This window comes from Pelagimonas sp., assembly GCF_050633425.1.
Taxonomy (GTDB): Bacteria; Pseudomonadota; Alphaproteobacteria; order Rhodobacterales; family Rhodobacteraceae; genus Pelagimonas.
Window position 1 is genome coordinate 1 of record NZ_JBOEGM010000026.1, and the last position, 22,377, is coordinate 22,377.

The following is a 22,377-nucleotide window of genomic DNA, read 5'->3' on the forward strand; positions in this document are numbered from 1 at the left end:
GCTCATAACCTGAAGGTCGTAGGTTCAAATCCACCTCTCGCAACCAATTTTAGATACATAACTCGCTGTCGAATTTCCAATTTGGACCAATCTGGATGCTTTTTCCAAAGCCAGTCTAGACAGCCTCTCTAAACTGCTCCATGCATGTTCTAAACAGGAGGGCTTTGCCATGGCTGACGGGACATTTGCCGTCTTAATGTTGGTACTCGGGTTGGCGGATATGAGCGTAAACCATTGCGGTACTTCAAGTGGATGCATGGGAAAATCGCATGAGGCACCACGCCTTGCGTTTTCCGCCGGAGAAGTGCTTGAGCGTCGTGCGAAGCCTGCGTCTGAAGTCTATTTCCGCTATGATCTGGGAACGAAAATCGGTCCCTTCGGTAATGCCGTTGGCGCTTCATTTGGTGAGAATGGAGAAGTTTGGGTCGGTTTTGGGCAGACGTACAAATTGGATTTTGGAAATAGCCCCTTCTATACGGAACTTCACGCCATGCCGGGGCTATACTTGGACAACGGCGGTTTTGATTTGGGCGGACCGTTGGAATTTCGGTCGGGCGTAGAGTTTGGATATGAAAACCGACGGGGGTGGCGATTTGCTGCCAGCTATGACCACAGGTCAAATGCCGGCATCTATAATGACAACCCTGGGATTGAAACCGTGCAACTTCGTGTGTCCGTGCCGTTTAACTAATTTAGCGACGTCAGCAGTGCCTTTGCTGCCGCTTGTTCGGCCTGTCGCTTAGAGCCTGCAGTCGCCTGAGACGTTTCGCCTGACGCCAAGCGTGCTTCGATCGTAAAGACTGGGGCGTGATCTGGACCAGACCTTGAGATCTGTTCGTATTTCGGGGGCTCCAAGCCACGAGCCTGGGCCCATTCCTGCAATGCAGTCTTGGCGTCTTTGGCGTCGGTCTCGACCGACTCTATGCGATGACCCCACAGCCGTAAAATAAGCTCCTTGGCGGCTTCAAACCCACCATCAATATATACAGCGGCAATGACGGCTTCCATAGCATCGCCAAGCAAAGCTAGCTTTCGACGCCCCCCCGACATCTGTTCAGACCTGCCGAGTTTCAGCGCGGCGCCCAGATCTATTTGCCGGGCGACATCAGCACATGTTTCCTTGCGCACCAACGCATTGAAGCGGGGGGCCAAGACACCTTCTGTGGCGTCCTGATCCTGCAAAAGGAGCGCTTCGGACATGACCAATCCCAAAACCCGATCACCTAAGAATTCGAGCCGTTGATTGTCATTCCGTCCAGGGCTGGACATGGAGCTATGCGTTACTGACTGACGCAGCAATTCAGGCCGGGAAAACTTATACCCCAGCCTGGTTTGCAATGCGATCAACTCTGCAGAAATCTTCATTGGATTGCTTTGAAGAACCTGTCGCTACGCCAAGTCCAGAAATATAACATGGATGTTCCCGCTGAGGAAAACATAACCCGATCGGCGCGGCCAATCAGGTTTTCGAAAGGAACAAAACCGACCCCATTGACGATATTTGGCACGCGGCTATCCGAAGAGTTATCGCGATTGTCACCCATAAAGAAGAAGTGACCTTCGGGAACGGAATAGACCGAGGTATTGTCAGACGGTTGATTGCCAATATTCAGGATACTGTGAGACCGACCGTTGGGCAGGGTTTCAATGAACTTGGACTTGTTGCAGGCCCCGCCATGGCCAACCGGGCCGTTTTCACAACGTGGGGAAAGCCGCTGCGGCCCCTGTGGTTCGGCAACTTCAACAAAGGTCCCGTCGGGTTCTACTTTGACCGGGGTTCCATTTATGTAAACCAGTCCCTGTTTGACCTGCACTTTGTCACCCGGCATGCCGATCACGCGTTTGATAAAATCGCGGCCGGTGACTGGGTGGCGAAATACAACGACATCCCCACGCTCAGGTTCGTTCCCGAACAAGCGTGTATTGTCGCCATCCGCCCAACCACAGATGTCACCCGCGTCAACGTTGATACCCAAAACGCCGACAATCACAGTCGGGCAGGAGGCATAAGAATAGCCGTAGGCCATCTTGTTGACGAACAGGAAATCGCCAATCAGCAAAGTGTCCTTCATCGACCCCGACGGGATCCAAAACGGCTGGAAAAACAGCGAGCGAAAAATGCCCGCGATCAGCAGGGCATAGACCACAGTCTTGATCGTTTCGAGGATCCCGCCGCTCTTCTTTTCCGTGGCCGCCATGCGTCTATTCCTTGCCTAAAATTCTGTTGGCTTCATGCGGGGGCAAACGGTCGGAGTCAAGGCAGGCGCGTTCATAATGACGCATTCCCAACTGCGCTTCTGGCATGGATGTCATGGTTGTTCGCTGTTTGAAACCGGTCGAGCCTCGATCATAACGACGGCCTGTGCCCAGGGATGATCATCGGTTAACGTGACGTGTATAAATGCCTCATACCCCGGCGGTGTTAGGCTGTCGAGCCGCTCCTTGGCCCAGCCGGTGACATGCATCACTGGCTGACCCGTCTTTAGGTTGGACACAGACATGTCTTTCCAAGCTATTCCCATCCGAAGCCCCGTGCCAAGCGCCTTGGAACACGCTTCTTTGGCTGCCCAGCGTTTCGCATAGGTGCCGGCGACGTCGCGTCTGCGTTCCGATTTGCGTTGTTCCACATCCGTAAAGACACGATTGCGAAACCGATCTCCGAACCGGTCCAGCGTTCGTTGAATTCGATCAATATTCGCGAGGTCCGTCCCAATGCCAAGGATCAAGCCAATTGCCTATTCCGCAAATCGGATTTGGGTTCTGATTTCACCGGTTGCTTGGTTGAGCTGAAACCAGAGAACACGTGGAACACCAATGCCTTGGTTAAAATCGTATTCAGCTACAGGAAGAAGAAATGATAGCCCGGACGCCGGGTCGTAACTGCTTCGTAATTGGCTGAAATCCATCCCAGCGAAGCCCATCCCATTCATGCCGATCACCTTGCATTGGCGGCTGCCGAGTTCATCATAGGGCGGGGACAACACCAGAACATACGCCCAACCCGCAGCGGGTTCTATGGTATCCAGCGCTGCGATGCGGGTTTTGCCGTTGGAAAAGGAGCGTGTGTTGGCCTCCCAAGGTTCCACGATATTGCGGGCGCTTGCCTGCCAATCGCAGTCCAAGACTTGAACATCGGCGGCCATGGCCGGGGCGCTGGCAAGGGCGAGGAGGGCTAGGATTGGGCGCAACATCTGGAACTCCTGACATGGGGTTTTAGGCAGGGTAGCATGACTTTTGTAAAACGCTATGCCCCCTATACCCTACGTGCTGCGTTTGGCCTGCGCTTTCAATTCGTTCTTGGCCCCCATGGTTAGGGCAAAGCGATTTGCGAGCAACACGATGACCAGGCTTATGGTCAGGACAATCAGCAACCCAACCGACCCCAACGCCGCAAAGAGCCCAGCAAACCCGGGAACAAATACAAAGAATACGGCAACAAGCAAAATAGACACCACGATGACGACACCCGTTGCCGCCAGTGCAGCTTTCCATGCGTCATTCGGTTCAATTGGCTGCTTGGTTTCGCGGGCGTAGCGTTGCCCTTCTAGCATGGCGGCCATCATGACCGGCAAAACGGTCGACACACCGGTTGGCATTTCAATGTTGGTAAAGACTTGCAGAGCGAAGGATATGGCCATCAAACCGGTGATAGCCAGCACATAGATGACGGTATAGCGGATAAGGTTGATACTCACGACAAGCTCCACTCGTTAATTGCGTGCGTCATCCATAAGGCGGCGCATTTCGGCGATGGCGGGTTGCAACCCGCGAAAGATGCTTTCACCAATCAGGAAGTGCCCGATATTGAGCTCCATCACCTCAGGGAAGGCTGCGACTGGCTGAACCGTGTCATAGGTCAACCCGTGCCCGGCGTGGACCTCAAGGCCCAGAGAATGCGCATAGGTACACATGTCACGCAGGCGGGCCAGTTCTTCGTCGCGCTCATCAAACTGGCCCTCGGCGTGGAAATCGCAATAGGCCCCGGTATGCAGCTCGATGACCTGAGCGCCGATGCGATTGGCGGCGTCGATTTGCTTTTGGTCAGCGGCGATAAAGATCGAGACACGGCACCCTGCGTCGCGCAGCGGAGCGATGAAATGCGCCAGTTTGTTTTCCTCGCGCGCAACCTCAAGGCCACCTTCTGTGGTGCGCTCTTCGCGCTTTTCGGGCACGACGCAAACGGCGTGGGGCTTGTGGCGCAGGGCAATGGCCTGCATCTCATCGGTTGCGGCCATCTCAAAGTTGAGCGGCACAGAAAGCGCCGCCATCAACCCATCAATATCCGGGTCGGTGATGTGTCGGCGATCTTCGCGCAGGTGGGCAGTGATGCCATCTGCCCCGGCCTCTTCGGCCAGCTTAGCGGCGCGAACCGGATCAGGATAAGCCCCGCCGCGTGCATTTCGCACGGTGGCCACATGGTCAATATTCACGCCAAGGCGCAGCTTTCCGGCATAGTCGGTCATGATCGAAACCTTGTCTGAAACGTCGTCTTAGAAGATCGAGTCGAATTTGATCATATGGGCGATAACACAGCGCTCCAACCCACTTTTCGGATCACTTGGCCCCGTTATCCGCCTTTTTCTTACGCAGGGCCGCAAGCCGTGCTTTCAGCGCGCCCTTGCGGCGATTCTGGTAGGCTGTGATCAGTGGCAAAGAGATGTAATAGCAGATGGTTGCGGTGATCAGCCCCGGAATTATGCCGCCGACCATGTATGGATAGAACACTTCGTTGTAGAAAATTGACAAGTCAGTCCAGTCAACGTCAGAGCCATTGAAAACGGACACCAAATTGCGCCACAAATCTTCGCCCGCTTTGACAAACTTGTGGGCCAAACCGCCATGCTTGCCGTCGTCGTCCAACCCCAAAAGCCAGTTTCCAGTTGTCATGGATGCGACACCAATCGGCACATAGGTCAACGGGTTGCCGAAAAAGGTCGACAGGATTGCGGCCAGAAAATTCCCCCGCATCGCCCAGGAAATGAGGGCCGCAGTTAGAAAATGGAGGCCGTAGAAGGGGGTAAAGGTTGTAAATACCCCGGCAAAAATGCCGCGTGCGATACGATGGGGCGGATCAGGAAGGCGGTGTAAACGGTGCTTGACGTAACGCGCAGCGCGCGCCCAACCGCCACGCGGCCAGAAGAACTCAAGCACGATCTTCCAGATCGGCCGCCTGTCACGTCTCTTGAAGACCACTCCCTGCCTTTCCAATCACTGCGCCGACCGGGTCACTCCGCTGTTGCGGGGGCGGCCGCCAATGCCGGATCACGACGGCGTTCCACCGAGGCGACGTTGCTTTCTGCTTCTACAGCTGACATCACCGTGTGAAGATGTTCAGCGTCTCTCAGATCCACATCGACCATCAGCCTATAGAAATCAGGTTTCCGATCGGTGAATTTCATGTCCGAGATATTGGCCTTCCGCTCTCCAATCAATGTGCAAATCCGTCCCAGCACCCCGGCGTCGTTACCAATGGTCAACTCTAGGGAGATTGTATAAACTGGAGGGTGAGTTCCCTCGGCCCAATGCAAGTCAAGCCAACGTTCGGGTTGGTCCTCAAAATCGGCCAAAGCCCCACAATCTATGGTGTGAACGGCAACACCGCGGCCGCGTCGCGCCAATCCGATGATCCGTTCGCCGGGCAGGGGCTGACAACATGCCGCACGCTCAAAACCTTGGCCATGTTCCAATCCGACCACTGCGCGGCCCGCATCGATTTCGCTTTCATTGCGAATCGCTAGGTCTGGATACACCGCTTCGACAACTTCGCGGGCAGATATCTCGGCGCTGCCCAGGCGTGCAAGAAGCGTGTCAGTGTCTTCGAACCGCAATGTGCCCGCGGCTTTCTCCAATACTTTGTCGGTGGCTTTCTTGCCGTTGTTTTCAAACGCTGCCCGGGCGAGCTCGGCCCCGAGTTTGACATAGCGTTCTTTGTTGGCCTCCCGCAGGGATCGCCGAATTGCGGTTTTGGCTTTGCCGGTTGTGGCAATATCAAGCCATGTGGCCTGTGGCGTTTGACCTTCGGCAATGATGATCTCAACCGACTGTCCGTTTTTCAAACGCGTCCAAAGAGGCACCCGAATGCCATCCACCTTGGCACCAACGCATTTCGAGCCAATCCGGGTGTGGATTTGATAGGCGTAATCCAGCGGTGTCGCGCCCTTTGGCAATTTCACCACATCGCCCTTGGGCGTGAAGCAGAACACCTTGTCCGAATACATCTCAAGCTTGACCGCTTCGAGAAATTCGTCGTGATCATCGTCTTCGCCAAACTGTTCGGTCAGCGACGCAATCCATTTGGCCGGGTCAACCGCAAACGGGTTTTCGGCGCGCTGCCCATCCTTATAGGACCAATGGGCCGCAACCCCGGTTTCGGCCACTTCGTGCATTTGGCGGGTGCGTATTTGCACCTCAACCCTCTTGCCGTCGCGTCCCGATACCGTGGTGTGGATTGAGCGATAGCCGTTGGATTTTGGTTGGCTGATATAATCCTTGAACCGCCCCGGAACCGCACGCCACCGTTGGTGAATCGCGCCTAGCGCGGCATAGCATTCGGCCTCGTTCATCGTGATAATGCGAAACCCGTAAATGTCAGACAGGCGGGAAAAGCCGATCTTCTTTTCCTGCATCTTGCGCCAGATCGAATAGGGTTTCTTTGCGCGACCAAAGACTTCGGCCTCAATCCCGACTTTGCCTAACTCATGTCGCATGTCGCCGGTGATCCTATGGATCACATCGCCGGTTTCTTTTTGTAGCGTGATAAAGCGCCGAATGATTGAGCTGCGCCCCTCAGGATTCAGCACGCGAAAGGCGAGATCCTCAAGCTCTTCGCGCATCCATTGCATACCCATGCGTCCGGCAAGGGGCGCGTAGATATCCATCGTTTCGCGGGCTTTCTTGATCTGTTTTTCGGTCTTCATCGCGCGAATGGTGCGCATATTGTGAAGACGGTCGGCCAGCTTGACCAAAATCACCCGCATGTCCTTGGACATGGCCATGAACAGCTTGCGGAAATTCTCGGCCTGTTGGGTCTCGGTGCTGGAAAGCTGGAGGTTGGTCAGTTTGGTGACGCCATCGACCAGATCTGCGATATCGCGACCAAATTTCTCCGTGACCTCGGAATAGGTCGACCGGGTGTCTTCGATCGTGTCGTGCAGCAGGGCGGTTATGATCGTCGCATCATCAAGCTGTTGTTCGGTCAGAATGGCGGCAACAGCGACAGGATGGGTGAAATAAGGCTCGCCCGACTTGCGGAACTGGCCTTCATGCATCTCGCGGCCATAATCATAGGCCGCGAGGATCAGCTTTTCGTTGGTCTTGGGGTTGTAGTTGCGAACAAGGGCAACAAGGTCTTCTGCGGCGATCATAGGGCGCCTTTATCCCCCAAATTGTCAGGCTTAGCCCTGACCTTGCGCTTCCATAAGGGCACGCAGCAATTTTTCTTCGGACATGTCATCATCTTGAGGCTTGTCCTGTTCGGCACCCATCAAAAGCGCCATCGCGTCTTCTTCGGGTTCATCAACTTCGATCTGAGTCTGGTTCGATTCGATCAGACGCTCACGCAGCTCTTCAACCGACTGGGTTTCTTCTGCGATTTCACGCAGGGCAACAACGGGGTTCTTGTCGTTGTCACGATCTACAGTAATGGCTGCACCAGCAGACACTTCGCGCGCCCGGTGAGCGGCAAGCATCACCAGATCAAAACGGTTGGGAACCTTGTCGACGCAATCTTCTACGGTCACGCGGGCCATGGGGCGACTACCTTTATTGGATGTATCCGAAGTTGCGCTTTTAGCGTGGCTCAAAGGACTTGACAAGGCAATTCGCGCTAAATGGGTATAACCTCGTTGCGTTGCGCAGATGGAAGGGCCTCAGTCATCTCGCGCACTGTCCGGCCCAGAATGGGATGGACCCAATTTGGCGCAACATCGCAAAGCGGCACCAAAACGAACGCGCGCTCTTGGATGCGCGGATGTGGGACGATCAATTCTTGAGGAGCACGCATTTTTTGCTGTTCGAGCGGAAGATCGCGCCATTGTGTGTGTATGGCATCCGATGGCAGCACCTGCGCCCCTGACGCGATCAGATCAAGGTCAAGCGTCCGGCTCCCCCACCTTTGTTGCCGCTCTCGGCCAAAGTCCGCTTCGATTTCATGCAGGTTTTTCAGCACATCGTCACAATTTCCATGGTGCGAAATCGCCACACATGCGTTAACATAGTCTGGTCCGGCTCCTGCTGGAAAACATGGTGTCACAAAAAAGCGACTGACGCGACGTAGTGTGAAACGGCGGTTTGACAGTTCACGAATCGAATTTTGAACTGTTTCCAAAGGGTTAGACCGGTTCATGCCTAGGTTTGACCCTAGGGCAATCAAGAATTCTTGTACCATAGAGCAGTTCCGTCTATCCTTTTGCGCATATTCGGACGCTTGAACCCGCCCTTTTATTGCTTACTGTAATTAGCCTGATCCGCCTCACACTCACACACTTCTTCGCGGATTGCATTAGATGAAAGGACTTTTTGATGTTCTATAAAGACGAACGGCTGGCGCTGTTCATCGATGGTTCAAATCTCTATGCCGCCGCGAAAGCGCTTGGGTTTGATATCGATTATAAGTTGCTTCGCCAGGAATTCGCACGTCGTGGTAAGATGGTTCGAGCCTTCTATTATACTGCTTTGCTTGAGAATGACGAATATTCTCCGATCCGCCCGCTGGTCGACTGGCTGCACTATAACGGCTACACAATGGTGACCAAGCCGGCCAAAGAATACACCGACAGCCAGGGCCGCCGTAAGGTCAAAGGCAACATGGATATTGAGCTGACAGTTGATGCGATGGAGCTTGCTCCTCGTGTTGATCACATCGTGCTCTTCTCTGGTGATGGCGACTTTCGTCCGCTGATCGAATCACTGCAACGCCAAGGTGTGCGTGTGTCGGTTGTTTCGACCATCCGTAGCCAGCCGCCGATGATTGCAGACGAACTACGCCGCCAATGCGATAACTTTATCGAATTGGATGAGCTGCGTGACGTGATTGGGCGCCCACCTCGTGAGACCCCTCTTGAGCGGAGCTTTGAAGTGGCAACCGGTCAGTAAAAGGGCCTGAAAATCCTAACGGCAAGCTCATGGGGATGAGGTTTTCCGAAACAGAATGCAAAAGGTCGCCTGCTATGGGCGGCCTTTATTCGTATGTGCATGCCCGATTGCGCTCTGCCGCTCATGCCGGTGGGACATGCGTTGGGCACCGGAAACCTCGCGCATTAAGGTTGCAACTCTGGACGTGCGGGCCACATTGGTTATAGGTCAAGCCGGTGAAGGAGACCGCGATGAATGATACACAAAGATCTGTGACGCCTCAGGCCCTGACCTTGTTTTTGGCTGCGCCGCGTGGGTTTTGTGCAGGCGTTGATCGGGCGATCAAGATTGTCGAAATGGCAATCGAAAAATGGGGTGCTCCAGTTTTTGTGCGTCACGAAATTGTGCACAACAAATACGTGGTTGATGATCTGCGCGCCAAGGGCGCAGTGTTCGTTGAGGAACTCGAAGAATGTCCTGACGACCGTCCTGTGATCTTTTCTGCCCACGGTGTTCCCAAAGCTGTCCCGGCCGAGGCTGCTCGGCGCCAGATGGTTTATGTGGATGCAACTTGTCCGCTGGTGTCTAAAGTACATATCGAAGCGCAACGCCACGCCGAAGCCGGGTTGCAAATGATTATGATTGGTCATGAAGGGCACCCCGAAACCGTTGGTACAATGGGGCAATTGCCCGATGGTGAGGTGCTTTTGGTTGAAACCGAAGCCGATGTGGCCGAGGTCAAGGTGCGAGACCCAGAGCGGTTGGCTTTTGTGACACAGACCACCCTGTCTGTCGATGACACAAAAGGGATTGTCGCAGCGCTGAACAAGCGTTTTCCGGCCATTGTCGGCCCGCATAAGGAAGACATTTGTTACGCCACAACCAACCGCCAAGAGGCTGTCAAAGCTATCGCGCCGGATTGCGATGCATTGCTGGTTGTGGGTGCCCCGAACTCTTCCAATTCGAAGCGGCTGGTCGAAGTCGCACGCAAAAACGGCTGCGATTATGCGCAATTGGTGCAGCGGGCGACGGACATTGATTGGCGTGCGCTTGGGGGTATTGCGACGGTCGGGATTACCGCGGGGGCCTCTGCGCCAGAGGTGCTGATTGAAGAGGTGATAGACGCCTTCCGCGATCGTTTTGATGTCACGGTCCAAATGGTGGAAACCGCCAAGGAAGACGTGGAATTTAAGGTGCCTCGGGTCTTGCGCCAACCCGCCTGACCCCAACTGTTTTCTTGAGCACTCGTCCCGCGGCCTCGTGCATTCCGGCGTAAAAAGGCTTGGCAAATCCAAGTTAGGCTCTACGCTGGCGCTGTATTTGAATGGAGTGACTGATGATTTCTGCGCAATTTTTGCTCACAGCATTTGTGGTGGTGCTCGCGCCCGGCACTGGCGTGCTATACACTTTGGCGATTGGTCTGGGGCAAGGGCGCCGCGCCTCATTGGCGTCTGCTTTTGGATGCACTTTGGGAATTGTCCCGCACTTGTTGGCGGCAACCTTTGGGTTGGCCGCGGTTTTGCACGCCTCGGCACTGGCTTTCAACATCGTTAAATTCGCAGGCGTCGCTTATCTGCTTTGGCTGGCTTGGCAGTCCCTCCGATCCGGTGGCGCGCTGAGCTTGAACGCCGAGAAAAGCGCAGAGTCATCTTGGCGCATTGCCCGTCGCGCTGCTCTTATCAATATCCTGAACCCCAAGCTTTCCATCTTTTTTCTCGCACTTCTTCCGCCATTTTTGTCAGGCAACGCAGCGACTGCTACGGCTGAAATGACCCTGCTTGGTGGGGTGTTTATGGCCATGACATTTGGGATCTTCGCGTTGTATGGGGCCTTTGCCGCCTTTGCCCGTAAATGGCTTTTGGGGAGTGAGCGGGTTATGCGCTGGTTGAATCGCTCTTTTGCTGCGGTCTTTGCAGCGCTGGCTGGGCGTCTGGCATTGGAGCGCGCATGAGTGATCGTGAAACGATCCGGGTCTATGATCAACGGGCGTCCGAATATGCAGATGTAACCTCTTCTAAATCGCCAGATAAGACGCTGAAAAGCTTTATGAACGCGCTACCGAAGGGCGGCAAAGTACTCGACCTTGGCTGTGGTCCGGGGCTGGCAGCCGGCTATATGGCTGCGCAGGGGTTTGATGTAGAGGCATGGGATGCCTCGGCGGAAATGGTGGCATTGGCGTCCAAACAGCCCGAGGTCAAAACGCGCCAAGCGGTCTTTGCAGATTTGGCCGCCGTCGATGTTTACGATGGCATTTGGGCGAATTTTAGCCTGCTTCATGCGCCCCGAGACCAGATGCCTGAACATCTGGCCGCTATTCAATGTGCCTTGAAACCCAAAGGACTTTTCCACATCGCTCTTAAGGAGGGGGATGGCCATAAACGCGACAGTTTGGGACGTCAGTATAACTATTACACGGTTGAAACGCTGAGCGCGCTGTTGCAAGACGCAGGCCTCACCCCCGGCCCCTATCGCACTGGCGTTGATATGGGGCTTGATGGAATGCCCGCCGCTTGGATATCGACAACAGCCTATGCCTGAACTTTTTGCTTATACAGACGGGGCGTGCTCCGGGAATCCTGGCCCCGGTGGTTGGGGCGTTTTGCTTTTTGCCAGGGATGGCGATACGGTGCTCAAAGAGCGCACGCTCAATGGCGGTGAAGCCGAAACCACCAACAACCGGATGGAGTTGATGGCGGCGATTATGGCGCTTGAAACGCTGGCCAAACCGTCGGCTCTGACGGTGGTGACCGATAGCGCCTATGTGAAAAACGGTGTGACTGGCTGGATTCATGGCTGGAAGCGCAATGGTTGGAAAACTGCGGCTAAAAAGCCGGTCAAGAATGTTGACCTCTGGCAGCGTTTGGATGAGGCGCAGGTCCGCCATGATGTGACGTGGAAATGGATCAAGGGCCACGCTGGTCATGCGGAAAATGAGCGCGCCGACGAACTGGCGCGCGAAGGAATGGCTCCGTTTAAGCCCGGGAAAACGTGACAGACAGTCACAAAGTATGCCCCTTGGTATTGCGTCATGACGGAACACAGGTTTTGGCGTTTCGCCATCCTTTGGCCGGGTTACAATTGGTCAAAGGAACGATTGAACCGGGCGAAGATCCTGCGCAGGCTGCTATCAGGGAATTGCGAGAGGAAGCGGGTGTCGCGGCAAGTGTCGCAGTCTCACTCGGGGAGGATGTTACGATTTCCTCGGAGCAGGTTTGGCACTTGTTTGTGATGCAAACGGTGGGATTGCCGGACCGTTGGACGCATTTGTGCCTCGATGACGGAGGCCATGAATTCGCGTTCTTCTGGCATGACCTAGATGGGCCAATGGAGGGGTTCGACGGCTGCTACCGGCGCGTTATGTTCAAGTTAAAGCGAGCTATGCCATGACTCTTTTGTCCCTGTTAGATTACGCGGCTGTTTTGGTTTTTGCCCTGACTGGGGCATTGGTCGCGAGCCGGGCTCAATTGGATTTGATCGGTTTTGGGTTCTTTGCGTGCTTAACAGGTTTGGGCGGCGGCACTCTGCGCGATTTGCTTTTGGACCGCACACCGATTTGGATCGAAAACCCAACCTATTTGGCGGTGGCGAGCGTTGCCGCGCTTTTGGTGTTCTTCACCGCGCATCTTATCGAGAGCCGCTATCGGGCGATCTTGTGGCTCGATGCGGCGGCATTGGGCGTCGCGGTTGCAGCGGGGGCTGGGCTTGCGCAGAGCCTGGATTTGCCCGCAACCATCGTTTTGGTGATGGGGGTCGCGACGGGCTGCGCAGGAGGGTTGATGCGTGATGTCGTCGCCAATGAGGTGCCCTTGGTGCTGAAACAAGGCGAACTCTATGTCACCTGCGCCTTGGCGGGCTCTGTGGCGCTGCTTTTCGCTCCTCAGGTCGGAGTGATCACTGCCAGTATCCTATGCGCAGGCGTTACCTTTGCCCTGCGCGCAGGGTCACTCATGTTTGGCTGGTCGCTGCCAACGTATAAACCGCGGCCACCGCGCCAATAGCATTTCGCCGCGGTCACCCATGCCAGAGGGGCGGGGGCAATGCCCCCATGATGCCCGGCGGTGTTGTAAAGTCCGGCGTTATTGCAAATCCCCAAACGCCTTTTGCAATCGCGCACCGGCGTCAATCACACGGGCGCGGGGCGTGGCAAAATTGAACCGCAGGAAGCTCTCGCCGCCGGTACCAAAAGTCGGCCCCAGATTCGCAGCGATCTTGGCATCTTGCTGGACACGCTTTGTGAATTCATCACGGCTCATGCCTGTTCCTTCGAAATCGACCCAGGCCAAATACGTTGATTGCATCTCCATGGATGCAAGGCCGGGGATAGTGTTGACCGCGTCATCAAATATCCTGCGATTGCCATCAAGGTAGGCGACAAGCTCATCCACCCATGCCGCGCCATCTGGGGAATAAGCGGCAGTTGCCATGAACAAGCCAAATGAATTCGCAGACATCCCCATAGCGGCCATTCTGGCGGCAAAAGGGGCCCGTAACGTTGCATTGGGAATAATGACATTGCCAATATGGCTTCCGGCGATGTTGAAGGTCTTGGTGGTCGCGGTCAGCATTACAAGCCGGTCAAGGATGTCGTCATCGATCAATGCCATTGGAGTATGGCTGTTGCCCGGCATCACCAAGTCATGATGGATTTCATCAGACACCAAGATCAAGTCATGACGTCGGGCGAAATCGGCCACACCTTTCAGCTCGGCTTTGGTCCACACCCGGCCGCCCGGATTGTGGGGAGAGCACAAGATGACTATGCGCTCATTACCGGTCATCATTTTGTCGTAGGCATCGAAATCCATCTCATATCGACCCTCGCTTAGCTGCAATGGGCATTCGACAACCTCGCGTCCGGCGGCTTCGATCACCCGAGCAAAGGCGTGATAGACAGGGGTGAACAAAACCACACCGTCACCGGGCGCGCTATAGGCGTCGATACACATCGCAGTGCCGTTGACCAAACCGTGGGTGGTAAAGATCGCTTCTGGGTCAACAGCCCAGCCGTGCCGGTTTTCCATCCACCAGCAAATGGCGTTTAAATAGGCAGTGTTGTCGCCAAAATAGCCGTAAATACCATGATCAAGCATGCCTTGCAGGGCATCTTGAACACAGGCCGGAGGGCGAAAATCCATGTCAGCCACCCACATCGACAAACCGTCCTTGGCGGGAACTCCATAGATTTTCTCCATCATGTCCCATTTTACCGAATGGGTGCCAAAGCGGTCGATCTCTTCGTCAAAGCGGCTCATACTGTGTCCTTGCTTGGCGCTACCGAGCGTCTGGCTCCAAATTTCTTGCTAGAAATTTGCAAATTCCGTTCACGGAATTTGGAGCGCGCCGGTGGCGGTCGGGAAAAAGTCAATTATCGTTGGTGACGCTACTGGTATTTACGCTGTGTGCAAGGGGGCTGGCTTGCGTCTTGGTCGTGTTTTGCCTAAGTCACATCGCATGAAGCGCCCTATCCTCATCCACCCCGACCCACGCCTGAAAAAGCATTGCGACCCGGTTGCCGATCTTTCGGATGACCTGCGGAAATTGGCCGATGATATGCTTGAAACCATGTATGACGCGCCGGGCATTGGCCTTGCTGCGCCGCAGATTGGTATCTTGCAGCGGTTGATCGTGTTGGATTGTGTCAAAGAGGAAGACGGACCAGCGCGGCCTTTGGTGATGTTCAATCCCAAGGTTGTGGCCTCATCTGACGAGATCAATGTGTATGAAGAGGGATGCCTGTCGATCCCCGATCAATATGCCGAAGTGACCCGCCCGAAAATGGTGCAAGTCCAGTGGATCGACCAGAGCGGCAATGAGCAGAGCGAAGAGTTCGACGGGCTGTGGGCGACATGCGTGCAGCACGAGATTGATCATTTGGACGGCAAACTGTTCATCGACTACCTCAAGCCTCTCAAACGCCAGATGATCACCCGCAAAATGCAAAAACTGAAACGAGAGCGGGCGCGCACGTGAGTGTCCGGCCGGTTCTGATCTGGCCTGATGATCGCTTGACGCAGGTCTGCCAAAAGGTTGATCAGCCAGATGCGAAGCTGATCGCCGATATGTTTGAGACAATGTATGATGCGCCGGGCCGTGGCTTGGCAGCCCCTCAGATTGGCGTGATGCAGCGGGTGTTTGTCATGGATGTGGGTTGGAAAGAGGGTGTGAAACAGCCTCTGGTGTGTATCAATCCTGAAATCTTGTCTGTATCCAAAGAGCAGGTGACCGGCCCCGAGGGATGTCTGTCTATGCCTGGCGTAACTGTGGATGTAACGCGACCGGCGGGCATCGACCTGCGCTATACCGATGCCAGCGGGAACCGCGTCACGCAGACGTTGAACGGTTTCGCCGCCATCTGTGCGCAACATGAGCTGGACCATCTGAATGGCAAGATGCATTTTGATCGGGTCAAGCCGGATGAGCGCGCGCGCATTTTGAAAGATTATGAGGCTTTGACATGACCATTCGACCGTTTCTGAAATGGCCAGATAAGCGGCTCAAAACAGCGGCCGAACCTGTGGAGGAGATCACTGATGAGATCCGAACCATCTGGAATGACATGATTGAAAGCATGGATGCCATGCCGGGGGTCGGCCTAGGTGCGCCGCAAATCGGTGTGATGAAACGCTTGGCTGTGGTGGATTGCTCGGATGAACGTGGGCAAGCGGTGCGCATGGCGAACCCTGAAATTCTGCATGCTTCGGTTCAGCTTCGCATGCATGAAGAAGCAAGTCCAAACCTGCCCGGCGTGTCTGCGCCGATTGACCGACCACGGGCCGTGACAGTGCGATTTATGGATGTCGATGGTGAGACCGTTGAGCGCGACTTTGTCGGTCTTTGGGCGACATCCGTTCAACATCAGATCGATCATTTGAATGGCAAAATGTATTTTGACAAACTGTCCAAGGTCAAGCGAGATCGGTTGATCAAACGGGCTCAAAAGCTGGCACGATAAAGGTTTGGCTATGAGCCGGGTCGGGCGGGGCTCCTCTTGGCTCTAGATAGGATATCGTCAGCGATTTCACCCCAGAGAATTGGGGGCCAGAAGAACGTCTTTGGAAAGGGCAAAAGATGCGTGTGATCTTTATGGGAAGTCCGGATTTTTCGGTGCCGGTCCTTGAGGCGCTGGTGGCAGCTGGCCACGAGATTGCCGCAGTGTATTGCCAACCGCCGAGACCCGCCGGGCGCGGCAAAAAGGATCGGCCAACGGCGGTTCATGCCCGCGCGACCGAAATGGGGCTGGATGTGCGGCATCCCGTGTCTTTGAAGGGCACCGAGGAGCAGCAAGAGTTTGCAGCTCTGGGCGCGGATGTGGCTGTGGTTGTGGCCTATGGTTTGATCTTGCCCCAAGTCATTCTGGATGCTCCCAAATCGGGTTGCCTGAATATTCACGCCTCGTTGTTGCCGCGCTGGCGCGGGGCGGCACCTATTCATCGGGCGATCATGGAAGGTGATGCGGAAACCGGAATTTGCATCATGCAAATGGAGGCGGGCCTGGATACTGGGCCGGTCTTGCTGCGTGACGCGTTTGAGATTGGCGACGAAGAAACCACCGGGGGTTTGCATGATCGCTTGTCCGAAATGGGTGCGCGGATGATTTGCCAAGCTCTGGACGTTTTGCCAGATCTGCAACCAGAGGCTCAGTCCGAAGACGGCGTGACTTATGCGGCGAAAATCGATAAGGCCGAAGCCGCTGTGGATTGGACCCGCACCGCCCAAGAAATTTCGCGCCAAATCCGCGGCCTTTCGCCGTTTCCGGGGGCGTGGACCATGCTGGACGGTCAGAGGATCAAGTTGTTGGGCGCACGGGTTGTTGCGGGGCAGGGGTCTGTGGGCGAGGCGCTTGACGATACCCTCACCATCGCCTGCGGTACGGGTGCGGTTCAAATCACACGCGCGCAACGTGCCGGTAAGGGTGCCCAAGATGCAGAGGTCTTTTTGCGCGGCTGCCCTGTTGTCAAAGGTGCCAAGCTAGGGGAATAACCGGCCTGTTTTCCCCTTATCTCAGACCATAGGGATTGCGCCCTGGGCCGCCTACATTAAACTTGTGTTTATAACTGGCACAAATCGCAAAGAGGCCCTGATGTTCCCCACTATGATAGGCACTGTCGTGATTGCCGGGATTGTTGGCTACGCTTCTGAGCGGAGCCGGTTTACCCATAACGGCATTTTGCAAAGCATCATCATCTGTATTGGCGGTGCCTTTTTGGCCTATTTCGTGCAGCTGATGTTTGGTCTTGGTTTTCGATCACCGGGGATCAATGCAGTTGCCGCATCCATTGGTGCGCTGATCATTGTCCCTACTCATTGGCGAAGGAAATAAACCATGTCGATTGTTTTTCTGATCATTATTGGTGCCGCGGCGGGGTTCCTGGCGACGCGTTTCATGAAGGTTGAAACCGGTGTCATCCAAACCATTGGTGTCGGGATCGCCGGGGCTTTGATTGGTGGTTTGCTGCTGCGGTTTTTACTGTCCGTTTTTAGCGCATTTGCCGGGTTGGTTGGCGCGGTGCTGGGCGCGATGCTTTTGCTCTATATTTGGAAATCATATACCGGGCGTTAACCATCTCCGTTAACCATTGGCGCAACCATTGGACAGAGTCAGTCACAATATGGTTTGTGCGATTGCGCGCCAAAGCTGCGCGCTGTTGGCTATTTGCGCACTCATCAACAGTCGCTACCTCTATTCCAACACGAAATAGGAGGTTGAGATGGGCCTGTTGATCGACGGACAATGGCATGACCAATGGTACGATACCGGCAAAAGTAAGGGCCGGTTTGTGCGGCAAGATGCCGGTTACCGTCATTGGATTACGGCTGATGGCTCTGCCGGTCCGACCGGTGATGACGGGTTCAAGGCTGAGGCTGGCCGCTATCATCTGTATGTCAGCATGGCTTGCCCTTGGGCGCATCGCACCCTGATTTTTCGCGCGCTCAAAGGGCTGCAAGACGTCATTTCGGTATCGTCGGTTCATCCCGACATGTTGAGTGATGGCTGGAGTTTCACCCAGGACGAAAATGGCGGGACCGGAGATTCGCTATACGGTTTGCCTTTTGCCCGCGATATCTACATCAAAGCCAATCCCAAGGCCTCAGGTCGTGTCACCGTGCCCATCCTATGGGACAAAAAGCGCGAGACGATTGTTTCCAACGAATCTTCCGAGATCATTCGAATGTTCAACAGCGCCTTTGACACGATAACGGGCAACACGGACGATTATTGGCCCGAGGCGATTCGTGATGAAATCGAACTGGTCAATGATCGCATCTATCACACGGTTAATAACGGCGTGTACAAAGCAGGTTTTGCCACGACACAAGACGCCTATGAAGAGGCCATTGAACCGCTGTTTGAAACGTTGGATTGGCTCGAAGAGCGGCTGTCAGCCCATCGGTACTTGATGTGCAACTGCATAACCGAAGCCGATTGGCGCCTGTTTACGACGCTGGTTCGGTTCGATGTGGTCTACCATGGGCATTTCAAATGCAATCGTGCGCGTATTGTCGATTACCCGAATCTATGGGCGTATTTGCGCGAGCTTTACCAATGGCCGGGTGTCGCGGAGACCGTGGATTTCGGGCAAATTTCGCGGCACTACCACTTTAGCCATGACACGATAAACCCGCACAGAATAATACCTGTTGGGCCGAAGTTGGATTTCACCATGCCGCATGGGCGTGAAATTCGCTTTGCTCTTTAAACCCTACCTATAAGTGGATTGGTGGCCGCAGAACGGCCGCCAATCAATGTATTTGCGCGTAATGCTCAACCATCGTTGCCAAATCGCTTGGCGGCGTGGTGCTGGGCAAGAATGCACAGGCATTCGCGCAATGTTGGAAAATCGATCCGTCTGAAAAAAAGCTTGAGTTGGTTACAAATACGACACGGGTTTCGGGGCGACGGTATTGGGCAAAATCGGATACTGCTAACGCACTGCCACTTTGCAGGACGAGATCCAGCACAATGACGTCAAAGGATGTATTGGAAATGAGATCGGTGGCTTCTTCTTGGCTCCTGGCTAGGTGGACCTTGGCACCCAGACGATTCAGGTGACGTTGCCACAAATTGGCGAGGGCGATCTGGCTTTCCACTATCAAAACTTTCAAGTGGACCTCCTGCGAACGGGTTAATGTGAGTGCTACGTTTCATTCAGAAATCCTAACAAAGGGTTAATTAGCACGTAAAGATTTTGAACAAATCAAGAACACTTTGGCCGTTGAGCAGGATTGTGCCTTGCCGGGCAGATACCTGCTGATAGTCTGAACAATAAATTAAAAATGAGGGTGAGATGCTCAAATTGGTATCGCTAGCGGGAATGTTCATGGCAGGCGCAGTCGCTGCCCAAGAGGTGACCTGTGGAGGAAGCTTTGCGCAATTCAAAGCGCAAATGGCCGACGAAGCCGTTGCTTCTGGTCATGATGCCGACGCAACCCGGCGCTTTTTCGATGGCATCAGCCATAGTGACAGTGTTCTTAAGGCAGACCGCCGTCAGGGGATTTTCCAAGACCCATTTATCACGTTTTCCCGCAAACTGATCAGCCAGAACCGGCTCGACAAAGGGCGGCAGATGGGTGCGAAACACGCGTCGGTCTTTGATCGTATTCAAAGTGATTACGGTATTGCGCCGGGGGTATTGCTGGCCTTTTGGGCGTTTGAGACCGACTACGGAGCGTTTCAGGGCAACTTTAACACCGCCAATGCGCTCGTGACGCTTGCTCATGATTGCCGCCGGCCCGAGATTTTCCGCCCACAGGTGTTTTCGGCCTTGTCGCTTTATGAACAAGGCGGATTTGATCCTGATACCACGACAGGCGCCTGGGCGGGAGAAATTGGCATGGTGCAAATGCTGCCCAAGGACATCCTGGAAAACGGCGTCGATGGGGATGGTGATGGGCGTGTGACGCTCAAGACCTCGGCCGCAGATGCGCTTTTGTCTGGGGCGAAAATGCTGTCGCATTTGGGCTGGCGCCCCGGCGAACCATGGTTGCAAGAGGTGACTTTGCCTGACGGTTTTGATTGGTCCATGGCCGGTTTGCAAACCACCCGTACCGTCGCCGAATGGGAGCAGATGGGGGTGCGGGCGCGCCAAGGTGTTTTGGATGATGGCAGACTGCCATCTTCGATTCTCTTGCCGCAAGGGCGCGGCGGGCCAACCTTTATGGCTTACCCAAATTTCAGCGTCTACTTTGAGTGGAACCAGAGCTTCACCTATGTGCTCACCGCGGCATATTTCGGAACGCGGCTTGAAGGGGCCTCGGTTTATGACGCAGGGAGCCCGGCCAAAGGCTTGGAGGGCGAACAGATGAAAGCGCTGCAAAGCAAGTTGCAGGGCATGGGTTATGATGTCGGCAAAATCGACGGGATTTTGGGTGCAGGAACGCGCGCAGCGGTGCGCGACGTTCAGATCAAGATGGGCTTGCCCGCCGATTCGTGGCCTACAGCCGATTTGCTGAACCGGCTGTAGCTTGGGGTTCTGGCCCAAGTCGGTGCTTGGGTCAGGAAATAATCTCGAATTTATGCACGTCGACCATGCCCCTATCGGTGATCTTGAGCGCTGGGATCACCGGTAGAGCCAGAAAGGCGAGCTGCAAGAACGGCTCTTCTAGCGTAACGCCCAATTGGCGGGCGGCGGCGCGCAGGTCGAGAAGGTGGTCGCGTACCTCTTCAAAACTGAGCAAGCTCATCAACCCGGCGACTGGCAGGGCCAGTTCAGCCAGGATTTTGCCGTCTTGGACCACGACGAACCCACCTTCGATTTCGCCGAGCCGGTTGGCCGCAACGGCCATGTCGGCATAATTGACGCCCACACAGGCAATATTGTGGTGGTCGTGGCAAACGGTTGAGGCAATTGCCCCCGCCTTGAGGCCGAATCCTTTGACGAACCCGGTGGCAATATTGCCGTTTTTGCCATGCCTTTCGACCACAGAAATACGCACAAGATCGCGGGAAATATCGGGGCGTTTGTCACCGTCTTCGATTGCGATGTTTTCGTGTAAATGGTCGGTGAGAATTTGCCCCTCGCGGATGCCGATCACATCGGTTTCAGCACGGTTGGCGCGGGTGCGGAAATCGGAGGCTTGTACTTTTGGGGCCTGAACAGAGTGACGGCCGACCGGATCCACAAGGCGACGTTGCGCAAAGCTGGTATCGTTGACAACTGTTCCTGCGGCCATCACCAGATGCGCATGGCACCCTTCTAAACTGTCAATGGCAACGATGTCCGCGCGTTTGCCCGGCGCAATCATGCCCCGATCCTTGAGGCCAAAGGCTTCTGCGGCGGAAAGTGATGCAGCTCGGTAAGCCGCGATGGGCGGTGTGCCAAGGCGAATCAATTCGCGGATCATGTGATCAAGGTGACCGTATTCACCGATGTCGAGCGGATTGCGATCATCGGTACACAGGCACATATAGGGTGAGGTGCGTTCATTCAAAAGCGGTTGCAACGCGTGCAAATCTTTGGAAACAGAGCCTTCGCGGATTAGGACACGCATGCCTTTGCGCAGCTTTTCAAGCGCTTCCGGGGCTGATGTCGCCTCGTGCTCGGTTCGAATGCCGGCGGCGATATAGGCATTGAGATCGCGCCCCGAAAGCAGGGGGCAGTGGCCGTCGATATGGCCGTTTTCAAACAACGCCAGTTTGGCCATACACTCTGGATCACGGTGGATGACACCGGGGTAATTCATGAATTCCGCCAATCCGAGCCCCGACGCATGCCCCCGCAACGGAGCCAGGTCTGAAGCCGACAGTGATGCGCCTGCGGTTTCCATATGGGTGGATGGAACACAAGATGACAGCTGAACTTTGATGTCCATCAGCGTGTGTTCAGATGCGTTTTGGAAATAGTGTATCCCGGCCGAGCCGATGACATTGGCGATTTCATGCGGGTCGCAAATTGCTGTTGTCACACCGCGCGGGGTTACGCAGCGGTCGAATTCAAAGGGCGTCACCAAAGACGATTCGATATGCAAATGGGTGTCGATAAAGCCGGGAACCAGTATGGTGCCGCTCACATCTATCACTTCGCGGGCCTCGTAATCGTCGAACACGCCTACGATCGTATCACCGCAGATTGCCACATCACCCGCGATCAATTCGCCGGTTATCAGATCGAGAATTGTCCCACCCCGCAAGACCTTGTCTGCAATTTCATCGCCGCGGCCCTGTGCAATCCTGTTCACCAGAGTGTTCATGGTCTAAGTGTCCTTTTATGACGCCATTGATACCTAAACTGCCGGTTTCGCAGGGTAGGTCAAACTTGATGTTGCTTTTTTATAAGAAACTGCGTTGATTGACTGGCCAGTCAAGAT

General features: G+C 54.9%; 29 protein-coding genes. 16 read left to right on the forward strand and 13 right to left on the reverse strand.

Annotated elements, in window-relative coordinates:
* Positions 1–169: 169 nt before the first annotated feature.
* Complete coding sequence (locus ACRBB0_RS21005) at positions 170–691, forward strand: acyloxyacyl hydrolase (protein ID WP_431376429.1); 522 nt, start codon at positions 170–172, stop codon at positions 689–691.
* Here the strand turns inward: ACRBB0_RS21005 and rnc are convergent.
* The 10 genes from rnc to folK form a co-directional block, all read right to left on the reverse strand.
* On the reverse strand, positions 688–1,365 hold the full coding sequence (rnc, locus tag ACRBB0_RS21010) for a ribonuclease III (protein ID WP_431376430.1): 678 nt from the start codon (positions 1,363–1,365) through the stop codon (positions 688–690). The genes ACRBB0_RS21005 and rnc overlap by 4 nt on opposite strands.
* Positions 1,362–2,198: a signal peptidase I gene (gene lepB / locus ACRBB0_RS21015; RefSeq protein ID WP_431376431.1), complete on the reverse strand. Its 837-nt coding sequence runs from the start codon at positions 2,196–2,198 to the stop codon at positions 1,362–1,364. Before lepB ends, rnc begins: the two co-directional genes overlap by 4 nt.
* A 111-nt stretch (positions 2,199–2,309) precedes the next feature.
* Positions 2,310–2,726 carry a holo-ACP synthase gene (gene acpS / locus ACRBB0_RS21020; RefSeq protein WP_431376432.1) on the reverse strand — a complete coding sequence of 139 codons (417 nt, stop codon included), beginning with the start codon at positions 2,724–2,726 and terminating at the stop codon, positions 2,310–2,312.
* Positions 2,727–2,735: 9 nt separating this feature from the next.
* On the reverse strand, positions 2,736–3,191 hold the full coding sequence (locus ACRBB0_RS21025; protein WP_431376433.1) for a hypothetical protein: 456 nt from the start codon (positions 3,189–3,191) through the stop codon (positions 2,736–2,738).
* A 69-nt stretch (positions 3,192–3,260) separates the two neighbouring features.
* Positions 3,261–3,695: an ABZJ_00895 family protein gene (locus ACRBB0_RS21030; protein ID WP_431376434.1), complete on the reverse strand. Its 435-nt coding sequence runs from the start codon at positions 3,693–3,695 to the stop codon at positions 3,261–3,263.
* A 15-nt stretch (positions 3,696–3,710) separates the two neighbouring features.
* On the reverse strand, positions 3,711–4,463 hold the full coding sequence (locus ACRBB0_RS21035) for a pyridoxine 5'-phosphate synthase (RefSeq protein ID WP_431376435.1): 753 nt from the start codon (positions 4,461–4,463) through the stop codon (positions 3,711–3,713).
* A 91-nt stretch (positions 4,464–4,554) separates the two neighbouring features.
* Positions 4,555–5,193, reverse strand: coding sequence for a DUF2062 domain-containing protein (locus ACRBB0_RS21040; protein ID WP_431376436.1), 639 nt, complete (start codon positions 5,191–5,193; stop codon positions 4,555–4,557).
* Between the two features lie 32 nt (positions 5,194–5,225).
* Complete coding sequence (locus ACRBB0_RS21045) at positions 5,226–7,364, reverse strand: RelA/SpoT family protein (RefSeq protein WP_431376437.1); 2,139 nt, start codon at positions 7,362–7,364, stop codon at positions 5,226–5,228.
* Between the two features lie 30 nt (positions 7,365–7,394).
* On the reverse strand, positions 7,395–7,748 hold the full coding sequence (rpoZ, locus tag ACRBB0_RS21050; RefSeq protein ID WP_431376438.1) for a DNA-directed RNA polymerase subunit omega: 354 nt from the start codon (positions 7,746–7,748) through the stop codon (positions 7,395–7,397).
* 77 nt (positions 7,749–7,825) lie between these two features.
* Positions 7,826–8,386: a 2-amino-4-hydroxy-6-hydroxymethyldihydropteridine diphosphokinase gene (gene folK / locus ACRBB0_RS21055; protein WP_431376439.1), complete on the reverse strand. Its 561-nt coding sequence runs from the start codon at positions 8,384–8,386 to the stop codon at positions 7,826–7,828.
* A 134-nt stretch (positions 8,387–8,520) separates the two neighbouring features.
* On the opposite strand from folK, the gene ACRBB0_RS21060 reads away from it, so the two are divergent.
* From ACRBB0_RS21060 to ACRBB0_RS21090, 7 genes are all read left to right on the forward strand, one after another.
* Complete coding sequence (locus ACRBB0_RS21060) at positions 8,521–9,093, forward strand: NYN domain-containing protein (RefSeq protein ID WP_431376440.1); 573 nt, start codon at positions 8,521–8,523, stop codon at positions 9,091–9,093.
* Between the two features lie 251 nt (positions 9,094–9,344).
* Positions 9,345–10,295 carry a 4-hydroxy-3-methylbut-2-enyl diphosphate reductase gene (gene ispH, locus ACRBB0_RS21065; RefSeq protein ID WP_431376567.1) on the forward strand — a complete coding sequence of 317 codons (951 nt, stop codon included), beginning with the start codon at positions 9,345–9,347 and terminating at the stop codon, positions 10,293–10,295.
* A 113-nt stretch (positions 10,296–10,408) separates the two neighbouring features.
* Complete coding sequence (locus tag ACRBB0_RS21070) at positions 10,409–11,023, forward strand: LysE family translocator (RefSeq protein ID WP_431376441.1); 615 nt, start codon at positions 10,409–10,411, stop codon at positions 11,021–11,023.
* Complete coding sequence (locus tag ACRBB0_RS21075) at positions 11,020–11,610, forward strand: class I SAM-dependent DNA methyltransferase (protein WP_431376442.1); 591 nt, start codon at positions 11,020–11,022, stop codon at positions 11,608–11,610. Before ACRBB0_RS21070 ends, ACRBB0_RS21075 begins: the two co-directional genes overlap by 4 nt.
* Positions 11,603–12,064 carry a ribonuclease HI gene (gene rnhA / locus ACRBB0_RS21080; RefSeq protein WP_431376443.1) on the forward strand — a complete coding sequence of 154 codons (462 nt, stop codon included), beginning with the start codon at positions 11,603–11,605 and terminating at the stop codon, positions 12,062–12,064. Before ACRBB0_RS21075 ends, rnhA begins: the two co-directional genes overlap by 8 nt.
* On the forward strand, positions 12,061–12,459 hold the full coding sequence (locus tag ACRBB0_RS21085) for an NUDIX hydrolase (RefSeq protein WP_431376444.1): 399 nt from the start codon (positions 12,061–12,063) through the stop codon (positions 12,457–12,459). The genes rnhA and ACRBB0_RS21085 overlap by 4 nt, the downstream gene beginning before the upstream one ends.
* Positions 12,456–13,070, forward strand: a complete 615-nt coding sequence (locus ACRBB0_RS21090) for a trimeric intracellular cation channel family protein (RefSeq protein ID WP_431376445.1) — start codon at positions 12,456–12,458, stop codon at positions 13,068–13,070. The genes ACRBB0_RS21085 and ACRBB0_RS21090 overlap by 4 nt, the downstream gene beginning before the upstream one ends.
* Before the next feature lie 78 nt (positions 13,071–13,148).
* Here ACRBB0_RS21090 and ACRBB0_RS21095 read toward each other — a convergent pair whose 3' ends face one another.
* A complete protein-coding gene (locus ACRBB0_RS21095) occupies positions 13,149–14,324 on the reverse strand; it encodes a MalY/PatB family protein (RefSeq protein ID WP_431376446.1) in 1,176 nt (391 codons plus the stop codon).
* Between the two features lie 199 nt (positions 14,325–14,523).
* Here ACRBB0_RS21095 and def (ACRBB0_RS21100) point away from each other — a divergent pair, with 199 nt between their 5' ends.
* The 7 genes from def (ACRBB0_RS21100) (at position 14,524) to ACRBB0_RS21130 (ending at position 18,770) form a co-directional block, all read left to right on the forward strand.
* A complete protein-coding gene (gene def, locus ACRBB0_RS21100; RefSeq protein ID WP_431376447.1) occupies positions 14,524–15,042 on the forward strand; it encodes a peptide deformylase in 519 nt (172 codons plus the stop codon).
* Positions 15,039–15,530 carry a peptide deformylase gene (gene def / locus ACRBB0_RS21105; RefSeq protein ID WP_431376448.1) on the forward strand — a complete coding sequence of 164 codons (492 nt, stop codon included), beginning with the start codon at positions 15,039–15,041 and terminating at the stop codon, positions 15,528–15,530. Before def (ACRBB0_RS21100) ends, def (ACRBB0_RS21105) begins: the two co-directional genes overlap by 4 nt.
* Positions 15,527–16,024: a peptide deformylase gene (def, locus tag ACRBB0_RS21110; protein WP_431376449.1), complete on the forward strand. Its 498-nt coding sequence runs from the start codon at positions 15,527–15,529 to the stop codon at positions 16,022–16,024. Before def (ACRBB0_RS21105) ends, def (ACRBB0_RS21110) begins: the two co-directional genes overlap by 4 nt.
* A gap of 116 nt (positions 16,025–16,140) precedes the next feature.
* A complete protein-coding gene (gene fmt, locus ACRBB0_RS21115; RefSeq protein WP_431376450.1) occupies positions 16,141–17,052 on the forward strand; it encodes a methionyl-tRNA formyltransferase in 912 nt (303 codons plus the stop codon).
* Between the two features lie 100 nt (positions 17,053–17,152).
* Entirely contained in the window at positions 17,153–17,392 is a 240-nt protein-coding gene (locus tag ACRBB0_RS21120; RefSeq protein ID WP_431376451.1) for a hypothetical protein, read from the forward strand.
* 3 nt (positions 17,393–17,395) lie between these two features.
* The gene (locus tag ACRBB0_RS21125; protein WP_431376452.1) at positions 17,396–17,632 is read left to right on the forward strand and encodes a GlsB/YeaQ/YmgE family stress response membrane protein; all 237 of its coding nucleotides are present in this window, start codon (positions 17,396–17,398) and stop codon (positions 17,630–17,632) included.
* Positions 17,633–17,780: 148 nt separating this feature from the next.
* Positions 17,781–18,770, forward strand: a complete 990-nt coding sequence (locus ACRBB0_RS21130) for a glutathione S-transferase family protein (RefSeq protein ID WP_431376453.1) — start codon at positions 17,781–17,783, stop codon at positions 18,768–18,770.
* Positions 18,771–18,813: 43 nt separating this feature from the next.
* Here the strand turns inward: ACRBB0_RS21130 and ACRBB0_RS21135 are convergent, their stop codons facing one another.
* Positions 18,814–19,176: a response regulator transcription factor gene (locus ACRBB0_RS21135; protein WP_431376454.1), complete on the reverse strand. Its 363-nt coding sequence runs from the start codon at positions 19,174–19,176 to the stop codon at positions 18,814–18,816.
* Positions 19,177–19,358: 182 nt separating this feature from the next.
* On the opposite strand from ACRBB0_RS21135, the gene ACRBB0_RS21140 reads away from it, so the two are divergent.
* The gene (locus tag ACRBB0_RS21140) at positions 19,359–20,534 is read left to right on the forward strand and encodes a lytic murein transglycosylase (protein ID WP_431376455.1); all 1,176 of its coding nucleotides are present in this window, start codon (positions 19,359–19,361) and stop codon (positions 20,532–20,534) included.
* Positions 20,535–20,565: 31 nt separating this feature from the next.
* Here ACRBB0_RS21140 and ade read toward each other — a convergent pair whose 3' ends face one another.
* Positions 20,566–22,260: an adenine deaminase gene (ade, locus tag ACRBB0_RS21145; RefSeq protein WP_431376456.1), complete on the reverse strand. Its 1,695-nt coding sequence runs from the start codon at positions 22,258–22,260 to the stop codon at positions 20,566–20,568.
* Positions 22,261–22,377: the final 117 nt, after the last annotated feature.

Excerpts from the sequence above, each read along its gene's own strand:
- ACRBB0_RS21005 (WP_431376429.1), top strand. The coding sequence starts at position 170 with ATGGCTGACGGGACATTTGCCGTCTTAATGTTGGTACTCGGGTTGGCG.
- rnc (WP_431376430.1), bottom strand. The coding sequence starts at position 1,365 with ATGAAGATTTCTGCAGAGTTGATCGCATTGCAAACCAGGCTGGGGTAT.
- lepB (WP_431376431.1), bottom strand. The coding sequence starts at position 2,198 with ATGGCGGCCACGGAAAAGAAGAGCGGCGGGATCCTCGAAACGATCAAG.
- ACRBB0_RS21025 (WP_431376433.1), bottom strand. The coding sequence starts at position 3,191 with ATGTTGCGCCCAATCCTAGCCCTCCTCGCCCTTGCCAGCGCCCCGGCC.
- ACRBB0_RS21035 (WP_431376435.1), bottom strand. The coding sequence starts at position 4,463 with ATGACCGACTATGCCGGAAAGCTGCGCCTTGGCGTGAATATTGACCAT.
- ACRBB0_RS21045 (WP_431376437.1), bottom strand. The coding sequence starts at position 7,364 with ATGATCGCCGCAGAAGACCTTGTTGCCCTTGTTCGCAACTACAACCCC.
- rpoZ (WP_431376438.1), bottom strand. The coding sequence starts at position 7,748 with ATGGCCCGCGTGACCGTAGAAGATTGCGTCGACAAGGTTCCCAACCGT.
- folK (WP_431376439.1), bottom strand. The coding sequence starts at position 8,386 with ATGGTACAAGAATTCTTGATTGCCCTAGGGTCAAACCTAGGCATGAAC.
- ACRBB0_RS21060 (WP_431376440.1), top strand. The coding sequence starts at position 8,521 with ATGTTCTATAAAGACGAACGGCTGGCGCTGTTCATCGATGGTTCAAAT.
- ACRBB0_RS21070 (WP_431376441.1), top strand. The coding sequence starts at position 10,409 with ATGATTTCTGCGCAATTTTTGCTCACAGCATTTGTGGTGGTGCTCGCG.
- ACRBB0_RS21075 (WP_431376442.1), top strand. The coding sequence starts at position 11,020 with ATGAGTGATCGTGAAACGATCCGGGTCTATGATCAACGGGCGTCCGAA.
- rnhA (WP_431376443.1), top strand. The coding sequence starts at position 11,603 with ATGCCTGAACTTTTTGCTTATACAGACGGGGCGTGCTCCGGGAATCCT.
- ACRBB0_RS21090 (WP_431376445.1), top strand. The coding sequence starts at position 12,456 with ATGACTCTTTTGTCCCTGTTAGATTACGCGGCTGTTTTGGTTTTTGCC.
- ACRBB0_RS21095 (WP_431376446.1), bottom strand. The coding sequence starts at position 14,324 with ATGAGCCGCTTTGACGAAGAGATCGACCGCTTTGGCACCCATTCGGTA.
- def (WP_431376447.1), top strand. The coding sequence starts at position 14,524 with ATGAAGCGCCCTATCCTCATCCACCCCGACCCACGCCTGAAAAAGCAT.
- def (WP_431376449.1), top strand. The coding sequence starts at position 15,527 with ATGACCATTCGACCGTTTCTGAAATGGCCAGATAAGCGGCTCAAAACA.
- fmt (WP_431376450.1), top strand. The coding sequence starts at position 16,141 with ATGCGTGTGATCTTTATGGGAAGTCCGGATTTTTCGGTGCCGGTCCTT.
- ACRBB0_RS21120 (WP_431376451.1), top strand. The coding sequence starts at position 17,153 with ATGTTCCCCACTATGATAGGCACTGTCGTGATTGCCGGGATTGTTGGC.
- ACRBB0_RS21125 (WP_431376452.1), top strand. The coding sequence starts at position 17,396 with ATGTCGATTGTTTTTCTGATCATTATTGGTGCCGCGGCGGGGTTCCTG.
- ACRBB0_RS21130 (WP_431376453.1), top strand. The coding sequence starts at position 17,781 with ATGGGCCTGTTGATCGACGGACAATGGCATGACCAATGGTACGATACC.
- ACRBB0_RS21140 (WP_431376455.1), top strand. The coding sequence starts at position 19,359 with ATGCTCAAATTGGTATCGCTAGCGGGAATGTTCATGGCAGGCGCAGTC.
- ade (WP_431376456.1), bottom strand. The coding sequence starts at position 22,260 with ATGAACACTCTGGTGAACAGGATTGCACAGGGCCGCGGCGATGAAATT.